14 protein-coding genes are annotated in these 15,803 nt (G+C 71.4%); 4 read left to right on the top strand and 10 right to left on the bottom strand.

Going from position 1 to position 15,803, the window contains the following annotated elements:
* Positions 1 to 10: 10 nt before the first annotated feature.
* Positions 11 to 1,021, bottom strand: a complete 1,011-nt coding sequence (locus tag C4T78_RS01560) for an SDR family NAD(P)-dependent oxidoreductase (RefSeq protein ID WP_093345930.1) — start codon at positions 1,019 to 1,021, stop codon at positions 11 to 13.
* Positions 1,022 to 1,094: 73 nt separating this feature from the next.
* On the opposite strand from C4T78_RS01560, the gene C4T78_RS01555 reads away from it, so the two are divergent.
* Positions 1,095 to 2,042 carry an AraC family transcriptional regulator gene (locus C4T78_RS01555; RefSeq protein ID WP_093345932.1) on the top strand — a complete coding sequence of 316 codons (948 nt, stop codon included), beginning with the start codon at positions 1,095 to 1,097 and terminating at the stop codon, positions 2,040 to 2,042.
* A 48-nt stretch (positions 2,043 to 2,090) separates the two neighbouring features.
* Here the strand turns inward: C4T78_RS01555 and pgl are convergent, their stop codons facing one another.
* From pgl to tkt, 6 genes are all read right to left on the bottom strand, one after another.
* Entirely contained in the window at positions 2,091 to 2,840 is a 750-nt protein-coding gene (gene pgl, locus C4T78_RS01550) for a 6-phosphogluconolactonase (RefSeq protein WP_235863127.1), read from the bottom strand.
* A 5-nt stretch (positions 2,841 to 2,845) separates the two neighbouring features.
* The gene (opcA, locus tag C4T78_RS01545; RefSeq protein ID WP_093345938.1) at positions 2,846 to 3,793 is read right to left on the bottom strand and encodes a glucose-6-phosphate dehydrogenase assembly protein OpcA; all 948 of its coding nucleotides are present in this window, start codon (positions 3,791 to 3,793) and stop codon (positions 2,846 to 2,848) included.
* Entirely contained in the window at positions 3,790 to 5,328 is a 1,539-nt protein-coding gene (zwf, locus tag C4T78_RS01540; protein WP_093345940.1) for a glucose-6-phosphate dehydrogenase, read from the bottom strand. The genes opcA and zwf overlap by 4 nt, the downstream gene beginning before the upstream one ends.
* Positions 5,325 to 6,956, bottom strand: a complete 1,632-nt coding sequence (locus C4T78_RS01535) for a phosphoglucose isomerase-related protein (RefSeq protein WP_093345943.1) — start codon at positions 6,954 to 6,956, stop codon at positions 5,325 to 5,327. Before C4T78_RS01535 ends, zwf begins: the two co-directional genes overlap by 4 nt.
* Positions 6,957 to 7,130: 174 nt before the next feature.
* On the bottom strand, positions 7,131 to 8,237 hold the full coding sequence (tal, locus tag C4T78_RS01530) for a transaldolase (protein ID WP_093345945.1): 1,107 nt from the start codon (positions 8,235 to 8,237) through the stop codon (positions 7,131 to 7,133).
* Positions 8,238 to 8,251: 14 nt separating this feature from the next.
* Positions 8,252 to 10,321, bottom strand: a complete 2,070-nt coding sequence (gene tkt, locus C4T78_RS01525) for a transketolase (RefSeq protein WP_093348308.1) — start codon at positions 10,319 to 10,321, stop codon at positions 8,252 to 8,254.
* A gap of 416 nt (positions 10,322 to 10,737) precedes the next feature.
* Between tkt and C4T78_RS01520 the strand changes: the two genes are divergently transcribed.
* A complete protein-coding gene (locus tag C4T78_RS01520) occupies positions 10,738 to 11,712 on the top strand; it encodes a heme o synthase (protein WP_177247374.1) in 975 nt (324 codons plus the stop codon).
* Between the two features lie 253 nt (positions 11,713 to 11,965).
* Here C4T78_RS01520 and C4T78_RS01515 read toward each other — a convergent pair whose 3' ends face one another.
* Complete coding sequence (locus tag C4T78_RS01515; protein WP_093345950.1) at positions 11,966 to 12,934, bottom strand: quinone oxidoreductase family protein; 969 nt, start codon at positions 12,932 to 12,934, stop codon at positions 11,966 to 11,968.
* An 84-nt stretch (positions 12,935 to 13,018) separates the two neighbouring features.
* Here C4T78_RS01515 and C4T78_RS01510 point away from each other — a divergent pair, with 84 nt between their 5' ends.
* Both C4T78_RS01510 and C4T78_RS01505 read left to right on the top strand, forming a co-directional pair.
* Positions 13,019 to 13,324 (top strand): hypothetical protein, encoded by a 306-nt coding sequence (locus tag C4T78_RS01510; RefSeq protein ID WP_093155497.1) that lies wholly within the window; start codon positions 13,019 to 13,021, stop codon positions 13,322 to 13,324.
* A 99-nt stretch (positions 13,325 to 13,423) separates the two neighbouring features.
* On the top strand, positions 13,424 to 13,918 hold the full coding sequence (locus tag C4T78_RS01505) for a GbsR/MarR family transcriptional regulator (protein ID WP_093345953.1): 495 nt from the start codon (positions 13,424 to 13,426) through the stop codon (positions 13,916 to 13,918).
* Positions 13,919 to 13,941: 23 nt separating this feature from the next.
* Here C4T78_RS01505 and C4T78_RS01500 read toward each other — a convergent pair whose 3' ends face one another.
* Together C4T78_RS01500 and C4T78_RS01495 are read right to left on the bottom strand one after the other, a co-directional pair.
* Positions 13,942 to 14,895 carry a COX15/CtaA family protein gene (locus tag C4T78_RS01500; RefSeq protein ID WP_093348310.1) on the bottom strand — a complete coding sequence of 318 codons (954 nt, stop codon included), beginning with the start codon at positions 14,893 to 14,895 and terminating at the stop codon, positions 13,942 to 13,944.
* Between the two features lie 47 nt (positions 14,896 to 14,942).
* On the bottom strand, positions 14,943 to 15,791 hold the full coding sequence (locus C4T78_RS01495) for an SCO6745 family protein (protein WP_093348313.1): 849 nt from the start codon (positions 15,789 to 15,791) through the stop codon (positions 14,943 to 14,945).
* Positions 15,792 to 15,803: the final 12 nt, after the last annotated feature.

Here is a 15,803-nt window from a genome sequence, read left to right as displayed (position 1 = left end):
GAGCGGCGGGTCAGGCCGAAGACCGCCCGATCAGCCTCTCGCTCAGCTGCCACAGGCGCTGGGCGGACCGGGGATCGATGGAGTGCGGTGCGACGTCGGCCGGGACCTCCTCGGCGGTGAGGTCGACGGGGTTCGGGTCGGCGTCCAGCGGTGAGATGTCGCAGTTGTTGAGGTAGACGCCTCCGACACCGTCGAGCAGCGGGCTGGTGGCCGCGAACACGATGGTCGCGGCGCCCTGCTCCGGCGTCTTCTTCCCGCGTTCGGGATCGATGACCGGTTCCCCGGATTCGTCGATGAGACCCATGGCCCGCCGAGCCTCCTCGCCCGCCGACTTGTTGAAGTCCGTGGCGGGCACGATGCCCGGGTGCGGTGCGTACGCGCGGATTCCGTCAGCGCTCCAGCGGCGATCGAGCTCGACCGCGAACAGCACGTTGGCGGTCTTCGACTGGGCGTAGGCGAGGTCCGGGGAGTGCCGGCCGGTGGTGAAGTGCGGGTCGTCCCACAGGACGTCGGACATTCGCTGGGCGCCCGACGTGGTGTTGACGACCCGGGAGCCGCCGGCTGCGCGCAGCGCCGGGTGCAGGCCCAACGTCAGCTGGAAGTGGCCGAGGTGGTTGGCCGCGAACTGCGCCTCGTAGCCGCGCTCGTCACGCACGATCCCGCCCGGGCCCGAGAAGCCCGCGTTGTTGATGAGGATGTGGAGCGGTCGGCCGGAATCCAGGTAGCGGGCGACGAAGGCGTCGATCGACGCCGGCACCAGCAAGTCCAGCCGACGGACCTCGACGTTCTCGATTCCGGCGACGGCCTTCGCCGCGCGGTCGGTGTTGCGGGAACCGACGACGACCGAGGCACCGGCCCCGGCCAGCGCGCGTGCGGCTACCAGGCCGAGCCCGGAACGGCCGCCGGTGATGATCGCGTTCTTGCCGGTGAGATCGATGCCTGCCATGACGTCGTCGACCGTCGACGCAGGGCTGAAGCCGGATCCCATGGGGTGTTGACCGTGCGTGCTGGTTGCTGTCATGCCGCCAGCCTGCACCGCACCGAGCGGATTCTGAATCGTTGTCAGTCCGGATTTTCTTCGCGATAGTACGGAGGTGGACAGGGATCTGCTCTCCGAGGTGTTCGACCTCATCGAAGTCCGCGGAGTGCTCTCCGGCGGGTTCGCCGCGCGCGGCCGGTGGGTTTCGCGCGGGGAGCTCCGGACCGCGCTGAAGTTCTTCGCGCTGGTGAGCGGTCACGCGCGGCTGACAACGGACGGGATCGACTCGCCGATCGAGCTCGAGCCGGGCGACGTCGCCGTGTTGAGCAACCGGTCGTGGCTGGAGATCGAGGGAGGCGACGGTGCCGGCCCGCGCCGCGAGATCAAGCCGGAGGACAACGATTCCTCGACTGATCTGGTCGGTGTCGACCTCGGCACCGACGATGTCGTCGTGGGCGGCCGGGTCGACCTCGATCCGGCCGGTCAGGCGCTGCTGCAGGTGCTCCCGCCGGTTGCGCACATCCGGGGTTCGGCCGCCGAGGCGGCCACCTTGCGCGGCACCGTCCGCAGGGTGTTCGACGAGGTGAGCGGCGGCCGGATCGGCGCGGAGTTCGCGATCCGGCAGCACGCACAGCTCTTGGTGCTGGAGATGATTCGCGCCTACAGCGACCAGACCGAGCTGCCTCCGGGCTGGCTCCGAGTGCTGACCGACGAGCGATTGCGACCGGCGATCGGGCTCATGCACGCCGAGCCCGGAAAGCCCTGGAACCTGGACGAACTGTCCCGCGCCGCGGCGATGTCCCGCACCTCGTTCGCGGAACGCTTCCGCGCTCTGGCGGGTGTCCCGCCCCTGACCTACCTGGGCCGCTGGCGGATGCTGCTCGCGCAGCGGGCACTGCGCGACAGCGACGTCCGGGTCGGAGCACTCGCCGCGAAGCTGGGTTACACCTCCGAGAGCGCGTTCAGCACCGCGTTCAAACGTCAGGTCGGCCTGTCTCCGCTGCGGTACCGGCAGCGCCTGCCCGAGCGCGCGGTCATCGGTCGTGCGGTGGAGCAGGCCTGAAGTGCGGTGAGCGGCGTCCCTGCCTCCAGGGCGCCGCTCACCGCAGGGTCAGCCCCCGGTGGGGAGCTCGGACGCTGCTGCTGCGTCCAGGAGCCAGAGGGTCTTGTTCCGGCCTCGGGCTCCTGCTGCTGGGATGTCCACCGGCTGCGCGCCGGCCAGGGCCGCCGCCACCGGTTCGGCTTTGGCCGCTCCGGTCGTCATCAGCCAGACCTCCGACGCCGCCCGGATAGCCGGGAGCGTCAGGGAGATCCGGGTCGGCGGTGGCTTCGGGCAGTCGTGGACGCCCACCACCGTTCGCTCCACCTCCTTGACGTACGGCGTGTCCGGGAACAGGGACGCCGTGTGGCCCTCTTCGCCGACTCCCAGCAGGAGGACGTCGAAGCGGGGCACCGCGATGTCGGTGGCCGGGGACGCTTTGGTCGCCAGGACCTCCGCGTAGTGCGCTGCGGCCGCCTCCGCGTCCGCGCCGAACCTGCCGTCCGACGGGGCCATCGGGTGCACCCGCTCCGGGTCCACCGGGACGTGGTCCAGCAGCGCTTCGCGCGCCTGGGTCTCGTTGCGCTCCGGGTCGCCGTCCGGCAGGAACCGCTCGTCGCCCCAGTAGACGTCCACGTTCGACCAGTCCACCGCGTCGCGGGCGGGGGAGCGGCGGACCTGCTCCAGCACGCCGATGCCGGTGCGGCCGCCGGTGAGCACCACCGAGGCCACGCCGTGCTCGGCCTGGGCGTCCACCAGCGCGGTGATCAGCCGCGCCGCCGCCGCGGCGGCCAGCAGCTCGCCCGAGGCGTGCACCACCACGCGGGTCACGACTCGTCCTCCGGCTGCTCCGGCTCGTCGCGGACGATCTTGTCCAGGCCGCCCAGGGTGGCCTCGTAGATCTCGTCCGGGTCCAGGCGGCGCAGTTCCTCGACGAGGCAGTCGCGGACCTCGCGGCGCTGCAACGACACCCGGCGGTCCGGCTGGCCCGGCTGGGTCAGCGTGCCCACCTTGCCATCCGGGCGGACGATCTCCACGTTGCCCGACGGGCGCTCCAGCACCGCCGAGACGATGCCCGGCCCGCGCGGGTGATCCACCCGGCGCACCGGCACCTCCAGGTAGCTGGCCAGCCAGCCGGCCAGCAGATCGGTCGACGGCGAATCCGCCGCCCCGGTCACCGTGGCGGCCGTGACCGGCTCGTGCGGCGGCAGGTCCATCGCCGCCGCCAGCATCGCGCGCCACGAGGTGAGCCGGGTCCAGGCCAGGTCCGTGTCGCCGTCGGCGTAGGACTGCACGCGCTTCTGCAGAGCCGCGATCGGATCCGCCTCGTTGGCCGCGTCGGTGATCCTGCGGTGCGACAGCGCGCCGATCGGGTCCTTCGACGGGACCTCCGGGGCGTTGGTGGGCCACCACGCGACCACCGGGGCGTCCGGCAGCAGCAGCGGGACGACCGAACCCGCGCCCTCGTCGGCCAGCGGCCCGTACAGCCGCAGCACGATCACCTCGGACGCGCCCGCGTCACCGCCGATGCGGATCTGGGCGTCCAGCCGGGGCGCGGCCTGCCGCGCTCCGCTGGCCACCACGATCACCCGGCACGGGTGCTCGCGGCTGGCGTCGTTGGCGGCCTGGATGGCCTTCTCCACCTCGGTGCCGTCGCCGGTGACGACCACCAGCGTCAGCACCCGGCCCAGCGCGACCGCGCCGCCGGTCTCGCGCAGCTCCACCAGCTTCTTGTTGACCTGCGAGGTCGTGGTGGACGGCAGGTCGATGATCACGGTCGCCTCCAGACGCGTCCGGTGCGGGCCAGCATGGCCTCCGCCGACGGCGGGCCCCAGGTGCCCGCCTTGTAGGGCTGCGGCTTGCCGCGCGCGGCCCAGTGGTCCAGCACCGGGTCGAGGATCTTCCAGGACAGTTCGACTTCTTCGTTGACCGGGAACAGCGACGGCTCGCCCAGCAGCACGTCCAGGATCAGCCGCTCGTAGGCCTCCGGCGAGGACTCGGTGAAGGCGTGCCCGTAACCGAAGTCCATGGTCACGTCGCGCACCTCCATCGAGGTGCCCGGCACCTTCGCGCCGAAGCGCATCGTCACGCCCTCGTCCGGCTGCACCCGGATCACCAGGGCGTTCTGCCCCAGCTCCTCGGTCATCGTGCTGTCGAACGGCAGGTGCGGCGCGCGCTTGAACACCACCGCGATCTCGGTGACCCGGCGGCCCAGCCGCTTGCCGGTGCGCAGGTAGAACGGCACCCCGGCCCAGCGGCGGCTCTCCACCTCGAGGGTGATCGCCGCGTAGGTCTCGGTGATCGAGTCGGCGGCGAACCCGCCCTCCTCGTGCAGCCCCGGCACCAGCGAACCGCCCTGCCAGCCACCGGTGTACTGGCCGCGCGCGGTGGTCTCGTCGAACGGGCCGACCGGCTTGGTCGCCGAGAGCACCTTCACCTTCTCCGCGCGCAGGTCCTGCGGCGCGAAGGAGACCGGCTCCTCCATCGCCGTCAGCGCCATCAGCTGCAGCAGGTGGTTCTGGATCACGTCCCGGGCGGCGCCGATGCCGTCGTAGTAGCCCGCGCGACCGCCCAGCCCGATGTCCTCGGCCATGGTGATCTGCACGTGGTCGACGTAGTGCGCGTTCCAGATCGGCTCGAACAGCTGGTTGGCGAAGCGCAGCGCCAGCAGGTTCTGCACCGTCTCCTTGCCGAGGTAGTGGTCGATGCGGAACACCGAGTCCTCGGGGAACACCTCGTTGACGATGTGGTTGAGGTGCTTCGCGCTCTCCAGGTCGTGGCCGAACGGCTTCTCGATGACCACCCGGCGCCAGCTGTCGTCGGACTGGTCGGTCAGCCCGGAGCGGGACAGCTGCTTGAGCACCGTCGGGAACGCCGACGGCGGCACCGACAGGTAGAAGGCGTGGTTGCCGCCCGTGCCGCGCTCGGCGTCGAGCTGCTTGACGGTCTCGGCGAGCCGGTCGAAGGCCTCGTCGTCGTCGAAGGAACCCGGCACGAACCGGATGCCCTCCGCCAAGCGGTCCCAGACGCTCTGGTGGAACGGGGTTCGCGCGTGCTCCTTGACCGCCTCGTAGACGACCTGGCCGAAGTCCTGGTCGGCCCAGTCGCGGCGGGCGAACCCGGTCAGCGCGAAGCCCGGCGGCAGCAGGCCCCGGTTGGCCAGGTCGTAGATCGCGGGCATCAGCTTCTTGCGGGACAGGTCACCGGTCACGCCGAAGATCGTCAGACCGCACGGACCTGCGATCCGGGGCAGCCGCTTGTCACGCGGATCCCGCAGCGGGTTCTGCCAATGCTGCTCTGGCGGGGTCACCGCGCACCTCCTTGCGTCAGGTCCTGCACGGCCTTGACGAGCTCGACCAGCCCGGCCGCGCGGTCGGTGAGGTGCAGCCGCAGCACCGGCCGGGCGTGGTCGGCGAGCACCTGACCGTCGCCGAGCGCCTGAGCGCGCTGCAGACCGGACAGCGTGTACGGCCGCTCCGGCACCTGCAGGTCCTGCTCGGCGGCACCGGTGATCTGCAGGAACACGCCGTTCTGGTGGCCGCCCTTGTGGTACTGGCCGGTGGAGTGCAGGAACCGCGGTCCCCAGCCGAAGGTGGTCTGCAGCCCGCTGCGGCGCGCCAGCTCCGGGCGCAGCACCTCGGCCGAGGCGTCGTCGAGGCGGTCCAGGTAGGCCTGCACCGCCAGGTAGCCGTTCTTCGGTGCGGCGGCCAGGAACGCGCGCAGCGCCTCGGCCACCGTGCCCACGCCGGGGGAGAGCCACTCGCCGGAGGCGTGCACCTCGATGGAACCGTCCACCAGCACCGGCGTCGCAGCCGGGCCACCGGACGGACCGTCCAGCAGCGCCCGCGCGGCCTTCTTGGCGGCCTCCACGTCGGGCTGGTCGAACGGGTTGATGCCCAGCAGCCGGCCGGCCAGCGCGGTCGCGAACTCCCACAGCAGGAACTGGCCGCCCAGCGGACCGGCGGTGCTGATCTTCGCGCCCCTGACGGCCGGGCCGACCGCCACGGTGGTGGCGTCCTCGCCCGCGTCGGCGAAACCGGGCGCGTCGGTGCTCTCCACGACGACCGGCAGCAGGCCGGTGCCGTTCTTGCCGGTGGACTCGGCGATCAGCTGCTCCACCCAGTCGCCGAAGCCCTTGATGCCGGAGCCGGTGTCGGCGAAGACGACCTTCTCCGCGCCGTCGGCGTGCGCCGCGCCGAGCGCGGCGGCCAGCTGCACGGCCGGGTTGCTCGCGTCGTCGCTGCTCAGCAGCTGGAACGCCGCGGCCGCGTCGTCCAGCAGTGCGGAGACGTCGGCTCCGGCCAGACCCGCGGGCACCAGGCCGAAGGCGGTCAGCGCCGAGTAGCGGCCGCCCACGTGCGGGTCGGCGGTGAAGACCTTGCGGTAGCCGGCCTCGCGGGCGGCCGTCTCCATCGGGGAACCGGGATCGGTGACCACGATGATCCGGGTCACAGGATCGATTCCGTTTTGCGAGAAGGCCTGCTCGAAGATCCTGCGGTGCGAGTCGGTCTCGACCGTGGTGCCGGACTTGGAGGAGACCACCAGCACGGTGCGGTCCAGGTCGCCGGCCAGCGCGTCGGCGACCTGACCGGGATCGGTGGTGTCCAGCACGACCAGCGGCACACCGGCGGTCGCGGTGATCACCTCCGGGGCCAGCGACGAGCCACCCATGCCGGCCAGCACCACGCGGTCCAGGCCCTCGGCGTGCAGTTCGGCGCGCAGCGCGTCGATCTCGGCCAGCAGCGGGCGGGATGTCTCGTGCAGCGTCGTCCAGGACAGCCGGATGGATGCCTCGGGCTCGGCGTCCGGGCCCCACAGCGCGGGGTCCTGGGCGGCGAGCTTGCCGGCAACCGCATCGGCGGCCAACCGCTCGACCAGCGGTCGAGCCTCGGCCGCTAGCGCCACATCGGGAATGTCGACGGAAATTTCGGTTGCCATGTACTTCCTTAACAGCGCTCGAACTTGTTGGGTCGAACCCCAGTTCGATCTGGCCTTCCGGGATTCGATCTTGGAAGCCAACTTCGTGCGACCACAGTGTCGCCCATCCGGGCAGGCGCGGCCCGGAGACGCGGCGGCGGGGCCGGTTCGGAAAAACCGGCCCCGCCACAACGCTTACTTGGCCTGCTCGAGCTGCTGGGCGACCGTGTCCAGCAGTTCGCTCCAGGACTTCTCGAACTTCTCGACGCCCTCGCGCTCCAGCACCGCGAACACGTCGTCGAGGTCGATGCCCGCGTCCGACAGGTCGTCGAAGACCTGCTGCGAGGCGGCAGCGGTGCCGCTGACCGTGTCGCCGCGCACGTCGGCGTGGTCGGCGGTGGCCTTCAGGGTCGCCTCCGGCATGGTGTTCACCGTGTTCGGCGCGACCAGCTCGTCGACGTAGCGGGTGTCGGAGTAGGCCGGGTCCTTCACGCCGGTGGAGGCCCACAGCGGACGCTGTGCCTTGGCGCCGTCGGCGGCCAGCGCCTTCCAGCGCTCGGTGCCGAAGACCTCCTCGTAGGCCGCGTAGGCCAGGCGGGCGTTGGCGATCGCGGCCTTGCCGCGCAGCGCCTCACCACCGGAGATCTTGTCCAGCCGCTTGTCGATCTCGGTGTCCACGCGGGAGACGAAGAACGACGCGACCGAGGCGATCTGGGCGAGGTCGTGGCCGTTGGCCTTCGCCTGCTCCAGACCGGCCAGGAAGGCGTCCATCACGTCGCGGTAGCGCTGCACCGAGAAGATCAGCGTGACGTTGACGCTGATGCCCTCGGCCAGCACGCGGGTGATCGCGGGCAGGCCCTCCACGGTGGCCGGGATCTTGACCATCAGGTTCGGCCGGTCCACGGCCTTCCACAGGTCGACGGCCTCGGCCACGGTGCGGTCGGTGTCGTGCGCCAGCCGCGGGTCGACCTCCAGCGAGACGCGGCCGTCGACGCCACCGGACTGCTCGTAGACGTTGCGGAAGATGTCCGCGGCGTCGCGCACGTCAGCGGTGGTCAGCTCGCGGACGGTGTCGTCCACGCTCGCGCCGCGGGCGGCCAGCTCGCGGACCTTCTCGTTGTAGTCGGCCGCGTTGGACAGCGCGTTGGCGAAGATCGTCGGGTTGCTGGTGACGCCGACGACCGCCTGGTCGGTGATCAGCTCGGCGAGGTTGCCCGAGGTGATCCGCTGGCGGGACAGGTCGTCCAGCCAGATCGAAACCCCGGCCTCGCTGAGCGCCTTGAGGTTCTGGTTGGTGGTCACAGGGTTTCCTCCGCTCACGCCTGCTGGGCGTTGCTCAGGCTGCGCCGGGCCGCCGCGACAACGGCGTCGACGGTGATGCCGAACTCGTTGTACAGGGTCTTGTAGTCCGCCGAGGCGCCGAAGTGCTCGATGGACACCGACTCACCGGCGTCCTTGACGAACCGGTACCACGGCATCGCGATGCCGGCCTCGACCGAGACGCGGGCCTTGACCGACTTCGGCAGCACCTGCTCGCGGTAGGCCTCGTCCTGCGCGTCGAACCACTCCACGCACGGCATCGAGACGACACGGGTGGCAACGCCGTCGGCCTCCAGGATCTTCCTGGCCTCGACGGCCAGCTGCACCTCGGAGCCCGTGGCGATGAGCACGACCTGCGGCTCGCCGTCGGCGGCGTCGGCCAGCACGTAGCCGCCCTTGGCGACGCCCTCGGCGGTCACGCCCTCCAGCGTCGGCACGCCCTGGCGGGTCAGCGCCAGACCGGCCGGACCGCTCGGGTCCTCCAGGATCTTCTTCCACGCCGCCGCGGTCTCGTTGGCGTCGGCCGGGCGGACGATCGAGAAGCCCGGGATCGCGCGCAGCGAGGCCACGTGCTCGATCGGCTGGTGCGTCGGGCCGTCCTCGCCGAGGCCGATGGAGTCGTGCGTCCACACGAAGATGGACGGGACCTTCATCAGCGCGGCGAGCCGCACCGCGGGACGCATGTAGTCGCTGAACACCAGGAAGGTGCCGCCGTAGGGGCGGGTGCCGCCGTGCAGCGCGATGCCGTTGAGGATCGCGCCCATCGCGTGCTCGCGGATGCCGAAGTGCAGCGTGCGGCCGTAGGGGTCGGCCGTCCAGGTGCTGGTGGAGATCGACGCCGGGCCGAACGAGTCGACGCCCTTCATCGTGGTGTTGTTGCTCTCCGCCAGGTCGGCCGAACCGCCCCAGAGCTCGGGCAGCACGTCGGCCAGCGCGTTGAGCACCTCACCGGAGGCCTTGCGGGTGGCGATGGACTTGCCGTCGGCCTCCCAGGTCGGCAGCTTCTCCTGCCAGCCGGCCGGCAGCTCGCGGGTGGCCAGCCGGTCCAGCAGCGCCTTGCGCTCCGGGTTGGCCGCCGCCCACTTGTCGAAGGCGACCTGCCACTCGGCGTGCGCAGCCTTGCCGCGGGCCGCGACCTCGCGGGCGTGCGCCAGCACCTCGGCGTCGACCTGGAAGGACTGCTCCGGGTCCAGGCCCAGCGCCTTCTTGACCCCGGCGACCTCGTCGGCACCGAGCGCGGCGCCGTGCGCCTTGCCGGTGTTCATCTTGGTCGGGGCCGGGTAGCCGATCACCGTGCGCAGCACGATCAGGGTCGGGCGGGAGGTCTCGGCCTTGGCGGTCTCGATGGCCTCCAGCAGGCCCTTGACGTCCTCGCCGCCGTGCACGGTGAGGACCTGCCAGCCGTAGGACTCGTAGCGCTTCGCGGTGTCCTCGGACAGCGCGATGCGGGTGTCGTCCTCGATGGAGATCTCGTTCGCGTCGTAGATCACCGTGAGGTTGCCCAGCTGCTGGGTACCGGCCAGCGACGACGCCTCGGAGGTGACGCCCTCTTCGATGTCGCCGTCGGAGGCGATCACGTAGATGTGGTGGTCGAACGGGCTCTCACCGGCGGCGGTCTCCGGGTCGAACAGGCCGCGCTCGCGGCGGGCGGCGAAGGCCATGCCGACCGCGGTGGACAGGCCCTGCCCCAGCGGGCCGGTGGTGGTCTCCACCCCGGCGGTGTGCCCGTACTCCGGGTGGCCCGGGGTCTTCGAACCCCACTTGCGCAGCTGCTTGAGGTCCTCCAGCTCCAGGCCGTAGCCGGACAGGAACAGCTGCACGTACAGCGTCAGGCTCGAGTGGCCCGCGGACAGCACGAAGCGGTCGCGGCCGATCCACTCCGGGTCGTTCGGGTCGTGCCGCATCACGCGCTGGAACAGCGCGTAGGCCGCCGGGGCCAGGCTCATCGCGGTGCCGGGGTGGCCGCTGCCGCAGTTCTCCACCGCATCGGCGGCCAGCACGCGAGCGGTGTCCACCGCGCGCTGGTCCAGCTCGCTCCAGTCTTCGGGCAGTCGCTTGGTGGTCAAGCGGGCAAGGTCGTCGGTGACGGACACGGACGCAGCTCCAAGTTTTTCCTTCGGCGGTATCCCGTTGACGGGTGAATGCGGTCGCTGGACCGATTCGAACCGCGGTTATCCCTCGTCCGACGGGCAGCCTAGTCGTGTCCGATCGGCCACGCGCCGACCCGTCTCAATTGCCGTCCCGCCGCCTGCGGGAGCGGCGGTGCGATGGCGCCGACCCTGCGCCAAGGGGTCGAATTCGCGCTGCACGGCGACCGGATCTCCGGCTGATCGCCGAACGCCACCAGAATACCGGCAACGCTGCGTGACCAGGGTCACCGGCGGGTTCCCGGCCACCCGCGCGAGTCGGGTTTCAGTAGCGCGCCTACTATTCACTGGCGGTTGATCCCCGCGTCCTGCGCGGGTCGGCCCAGTCGTCCGAGATGCCCAAGGAGTGCCATGTCGTCGGTGAGCGCAGCGTCGTGACCACCACCGCCGACACCTCCCGCGAGCGCCACGCCCGCCGCCCCGCCGAGCTGCTGAAGGCCTACGTCGGGCTGATCAAGCCCCGGGTCATCGAACTGCTGCTGGTCACCACCATCCCGGCGATGCTGCTGGCCGAGCGCGGCATCCCGTCGCCGTGGCTGGTGATCGCCACGCTGATCGGCGGCACCATGGCCGCGGGCAGCGCGAACGCGCTGAACTGCGTGGCCGACGCCGACATCGACCAGGTGATGAAGCGCACCAGGGCGCGCCCGCTGGTGCGGCACACCGTGTCCACCCGGCACGCGCTGGTCTTCGGCATCGTGCTGGGCGCGGGTTCCTTCGCCTGGTTGTGGGCGACGGCGAACCTGCTGGCCGCGTCGATGGCGGTCGGCACGATCCTGTTCTACGTCTTCGTCTACACCCTGGTGCTCAAGCGCCGGACCGCGCAGAACATCGTCTGGGGCGGCGCGGCCGGCTGCATGCCGGTGGTGATCGGCTGGGCCGGGGTGACCGGGCGGGTCGACTGGCCCGCGCTGGTGATGTTCGGCGTGATCTTCTTCTGGACGCCGCCGCACACCTGGTCGCTGGCGATGAAGTACAAGGACGACTACGAGCGCGCCGGCGTCCCGATGCTGCCGGTGGTCGCCGAGCCGACCTACGTCTCCCGCCAGATCGTGGCCTACACCTGGCTGATGGTGATCTGGACGCTGCTGCTGGTCCCGGCGACCGGCTGGCTCTACGCAGCCTTCGCGGTGCTGGCCGGCGTGTGGTTCCTGCTGCTGGCGCACCGGCTGCACGCGGCCACCAAGCGCGGCGAGAAGACCAAGCCGATGAAGCTGTTCCACATGTCGAACACGTACCTGATGATCGTGTTCGTGGCGCTGGCGATCGACTCGGCACTGGGCCTCCCGGTCATCGGCTGGCCGTTCTGACCCCAACTGCCTGACGCACTCGTTTTGCGTGGCGGTGCGGGTGGCGGAACCTCAGACGCCGCCTGAACTGCGGGATCCCGCTTTTATGTATGGCCCAATACACGGCAAGCGGGCTGTCCTCGCCAGGCGACGTCTGAGAACCCGCGGCGGTGCAAGCTGCGAGGGTGGGCCAAGCGGCTGCGCCGCTTCAAAGACCTGGAGCCGGGAATGGACTGTGCTGCCCCGGTCGCGCGGACCGGGGCAGGCACGGCGATCACGGCAGGAGCAGGAGTTTTGCTGTGGTGCGGCGGCCCTCCAGGTCCTCGTGGGCGCGGCGGGCGTCCTCCAGCGGGTAGGTGCCGCCGATGCGGATGTCGAGCACTCCGGTGGAGATCCACTCGAACAGCTCGCCGGCCCGCCAGTCCAGCTCGTCGCGGGTGAGGATGTGGTGCGCCAGGCTGGGGCGGGTCAGGAACACCGAACCCGCCGAGTTCAGCCGCTGCGGGTCCACCGGCGGCACCGGGCCGCTCGCCGCGCCGAACAGCGCCAGCAGGCCGCGCGGGCGGAGGCTGGCCAGGCTGGCGTCGAAGGTGGTCTTGCCGACGCCGTCGTAGACCACGTCCACGCCGCGCCCGTCGGTGAGGTCGGAGACCGTGGCGGCCACGTCCTCCTCGGTGTAGCGGATGACCTCGTCGGCCCCGGCCTCCCGCGCCAGCTTCTCCTTCTCGGCGGTGGACACGGTGCCGATGACGTTGCCGCCGAGGTGCTTGACCAGCTGCGTCAGCAGCAGGCCCATGCCGCCGGCCGCGGCGTGCACCAGCGCGGTCTCCCCGGTGCGCACCGGGTGCGTGGAGGTGACCAGGTAGTGCGCGGTGAGGCCCTGCAGCAGCGCCGCGGCGGCGGTGCGGATGTCCACGCCCGCCGGAACCTTGACCGCCTTGTCGGCGGGCACCAGGGCCCGCTCGGCGTAGCTGCCCGGCGCCATCGCCCAGGCGACCCGGTCGCCGACCGCGAACCCGGTCACGCCGTCGCCCACCGCGACGACCTCGCCCGCGCCCTCGGAACCGGGGGTGAAGGGCACCTGCATCGCGTAGACGCCGCTGCGCTGGTAGGTGTCGATGAAGTTCACCCCGCTCGCGGCGACCTCGACCAGCAGTTGGCCGGGCTGCGGTTCCGGCGCGTCGATCTCGGTGAGCTGCAGGACCTCGGGCCCACCGTTGGCCGCTACCCGGATGGCTCGCATGCTGACTCCTTCGCTGTCGTCCTAGTCACCTGCAACCTGCCCGCGCCGTCGGATCTTCCCGGCGGGCTGATTTAGGATTCGGTCATGACGGCTACCGAAGAAACCACCGCACCCGCGCCCAAGGCGATCGCGACGGCCAAGGCGTTCGTCGCCGCGCACGGCAAGTCCGCCCGCGCGGTCGTGGAGAACCTCGGCCAGGCCGGTGCCCGCGTCGTGCTGGTCGGCGACGACGGCCGCTTCGGCGATGTCATGGTGCCCGATGTCGCCACCGGCAATGCGCTGGTCGAGGCCGTCGAGGGGCTGTCCGCCCACGAGTGGGACGGCGAGACCGTCGGCGCGATGAAGATCGGCGCCGGGCACCGCCGGACCATGGGCGCGCGCACCAGCTGATCCCGTTTCGCTCCGCGACACGCCGGTCGGCGGCTGGTCGAAGTCTTCGCTGTGGTTTACCTTTTCAGCGAGTACTGAACTCGATCACCTGGAGTCGTCGTGCCCGACTACGTGCAGCGCACCGACCGACCGGCCATGTCGGAGTGGATCGAGCAGATGGCGGCGCACTTCGAAGCAAGCGAGGGCATGCCGCTGATCGCCGGGCGCGTCCTGGCGTTCCTGCTCGTCTGCGACCCGCCGGAGCGCACCGCCGCCGAGCTGTCCCTGGCGCTGGCCGCCAGCACCGGCTCGATCAGCACCAACGTGCGGCTGCTGATGCGGCTCGGCGTGGTCTCCAAGACGACCCGGCAGGGCCGCGAAGCGGCGCTGTACCGGGTGGAGGAGGACCGCTGGCCGGAGCTGGTGCGGCACCGGATGCAGCGCGTCACCGGGCTGGAGGAGCTGACCGCGGCCGGGCTGCGCATGTTCAGCGGCCAGGGCGAACGCGCCCGGCGCCTGCGCACGGTGCACGAGTTCTACCAGTGGCTGGCCGGTGAGATGCCGGAGCTGTGGCGCCGCTGGGAGCGCGAGGGCAAGCCCAAGCTCCGCTTCTGACGCCGGCGGCCTCCCGGTCGAGCTCAGACCGTCGCGGGCTCGGCGTCCTTCGCGGTGGTGGCCGGCTCGGGCAGCGGGCCGCGGTGGCGGGACTCGCCCCACAGCAGCGCGGTGATGATGATCACCAACGTGGCCGCCGCCATGTGCAGGACGACCATCGCCTCCGGCACGCCGAGGTAGTACTGGACCGACCCGATCGCGCCCTGGATCAGCACCATCGCGCAGGCCGAGCCGTAGGTCTTCAGCAGCGCCCTGGTGGGGCGGGCGCTGCGCAGCCACACGCCGAACACCGCGAGGATCAGCACGTAGGCCATCACCAGCAGGCCGTGCACCTGCACCAGGGTCTGCACCGGCAGGTCCAGGCGCGGGGTGTCCGGGTCACCGGCGTGCGGGCCCGCCGCGGTCACCAGGGTGCCCGCGATCAGCACCGCCGCGGTCACCGCGGTCAGCGCCACCAGCAGCCTGCGCATCGGCGTCGGCACCACGCCGACCGGCTCGCGGTCGCCCTCCTTGGTGGCCTTGTAGAGGATCGTGGCCAGCCAGATCAGCACCGCCGATGCCATGAAGTGCACCGACACGCTCCACCAGGCCAGGTTCACCAGCACCGTGACGCCGCCGATGATCGCCTGCGCGATCACGCCCAGCGGCATGATCAGCGCCAGCCGGATCAGCCGCTTGCGCCGCGGCCTGCACCGCAGCGCGGCCAGGAAGCAGGCCAGCGCGACGAAGCCGATCACACCGGTCAGCAGCCGGTTGCCGAACTCGATCACCTGGTGCAGCGTCGCCACCTCGGGGTGCTCGATGGGCACCATGCTGCCGGGGAAGCACTGCGGCCAGGTCGGGCAGCCGAGCCCGGAACCCGTCACGCGAACCGTCACACCGGTCACCGAGATCAGCGCCTGCATCACCAGCACCGCCAGCGCCAGGTTGCGCACGACGCGCGGGGACGGGCGGGAGATCCAAGTAGGAAGCGGCACGGTCCGATGGTAGCCGCGGCCCGGAATCACCCGTCCGCAGGCCTGATTCAGTCGCGGCCGAAGAGATCGCGGGGGATCGCACCCGCCTTCAGCAGCGCTCGGGTCAGCTCACGGCCGTTGTCCATCAGCGCTGCCACCTTCTCCTCGCCCAGCGCGCGCCACGGGGCCATCGACATCGCGTCGGTCCCGGCCTCGATCTCCTCGCGCAGCGCGGTGCCCGCCTGGCTGATCCCGCCGTCCTCTCCGACCAGGCCGCGCTCGCGCAGCTCCTGCTCGGCCTCGGCCCACTGCGACTCGCTCCACCCGCGCAGCTCCCGCGCCGCCGAAGGCTTGAAGCCCTCGCCGGTCGAGCTGTGCAGCACCAGGGCCTGCAGGCCGCTGAGCTCGGCGCGCTGCAGCGCCGCGATGTGCGCGTCGCCGCGGAACTCGCGCAGCAGGGTCACCGCGTGCCAGAGCTGCAAGTGCGGCTCATCCGGCCAGTCCAGGTCGGCGTGCGCGGCGAAGAGCGGCTTGCCGTCCGGGGCGCACGCCCGGCTGGCCTCGCGCGCCAGCTCCGCTGCCTCGGCGACCGCCGCGGAGTCGACGGCATCCCCGAGCATCCGGCGCAGGGCCGCGTCGGCCGCGCGGAAGCGGGTCTCGACCACGGTGCTCGGAGCCGCGATCGACCAGGCGCGGGGGATTGCCTCGGCGACCGACACGGGGTTGAAGTTGTAGAAGGTCGCCGCCACCACACCGGGCCCGACCGGGCCCATCACGGCCGCGCGGCCCGCGAAGTACGACATCCGGCCCCGCTCCAGACCGAGCCCGGCGTAACCGTCCGCGGCCTCCGGCGCGAAGTAGATCATCGAGTGGATGACTTCCAGGGCGTTCTTGGCCTGGCGGGCGATCTCCGTCATGGCCACACCCTG

Source organism: Saccharopolyspora kobensis (assembly GCF_900108315.1).
GTDB classification, from domain to species: Bacteria; Actinomycetota; Actinomycetes; order Mycobacteriales; family Pseudonocardiaceae; genus Saccharopolyspora; species Saccharopolyspora kobensis.
Note: the sequence above shows the minus strand (reverse complement) of the source record. Positions and strands in the feature narration are given on the sequence as shown.

Bases quoted from the DNA above. Each gene is read 5' to 3' on its own strand.
- C4T78_RS01535 (WP_093345943.1), bottom strand. From the start codon at position 6,956: ATGGCAACCGAAATTTCCGTCGACATTCCCGATGTGGCGCTAGCGGCC.
- C4T78_RS01495 (WP_093348313.1), bottom strand. From the start codon at position 15,791: ATGACGGAGATCGCCCGCCAGGCCAAGAACGCCCTGGAAGTCATCCAC.
- C4T78_RS01520 (WP_177247374.1), top strand. From the start codon at position 10,738: ATGCCCAAGGAGTGCCATGTCGTCGGTGAGCGCAGCGTCGTGACCACC.
- C4T78_RS01510 (WP_093155497.1), top strand. From the start codon at position 13,019: ATGACGGCTACCGAAGAAACCACCGCACCCGCGCCCAAGGCGATCGCG.
- C4T78_RS01515 (WP_093345950.1), bottom strand. From the start codon at position 12,934: ATGCGAGCCATCCGGGTAGCGGCCAACGGTGGGCCCGAGGTCCTGCAG.
- C4T78_RS01560 (WP_093345930.1), bottom strand. From the start codon at position 1,021: ATGACAGCAACCAGCACGCACGGTCAACACCCCATGGGATCCGGCTTC.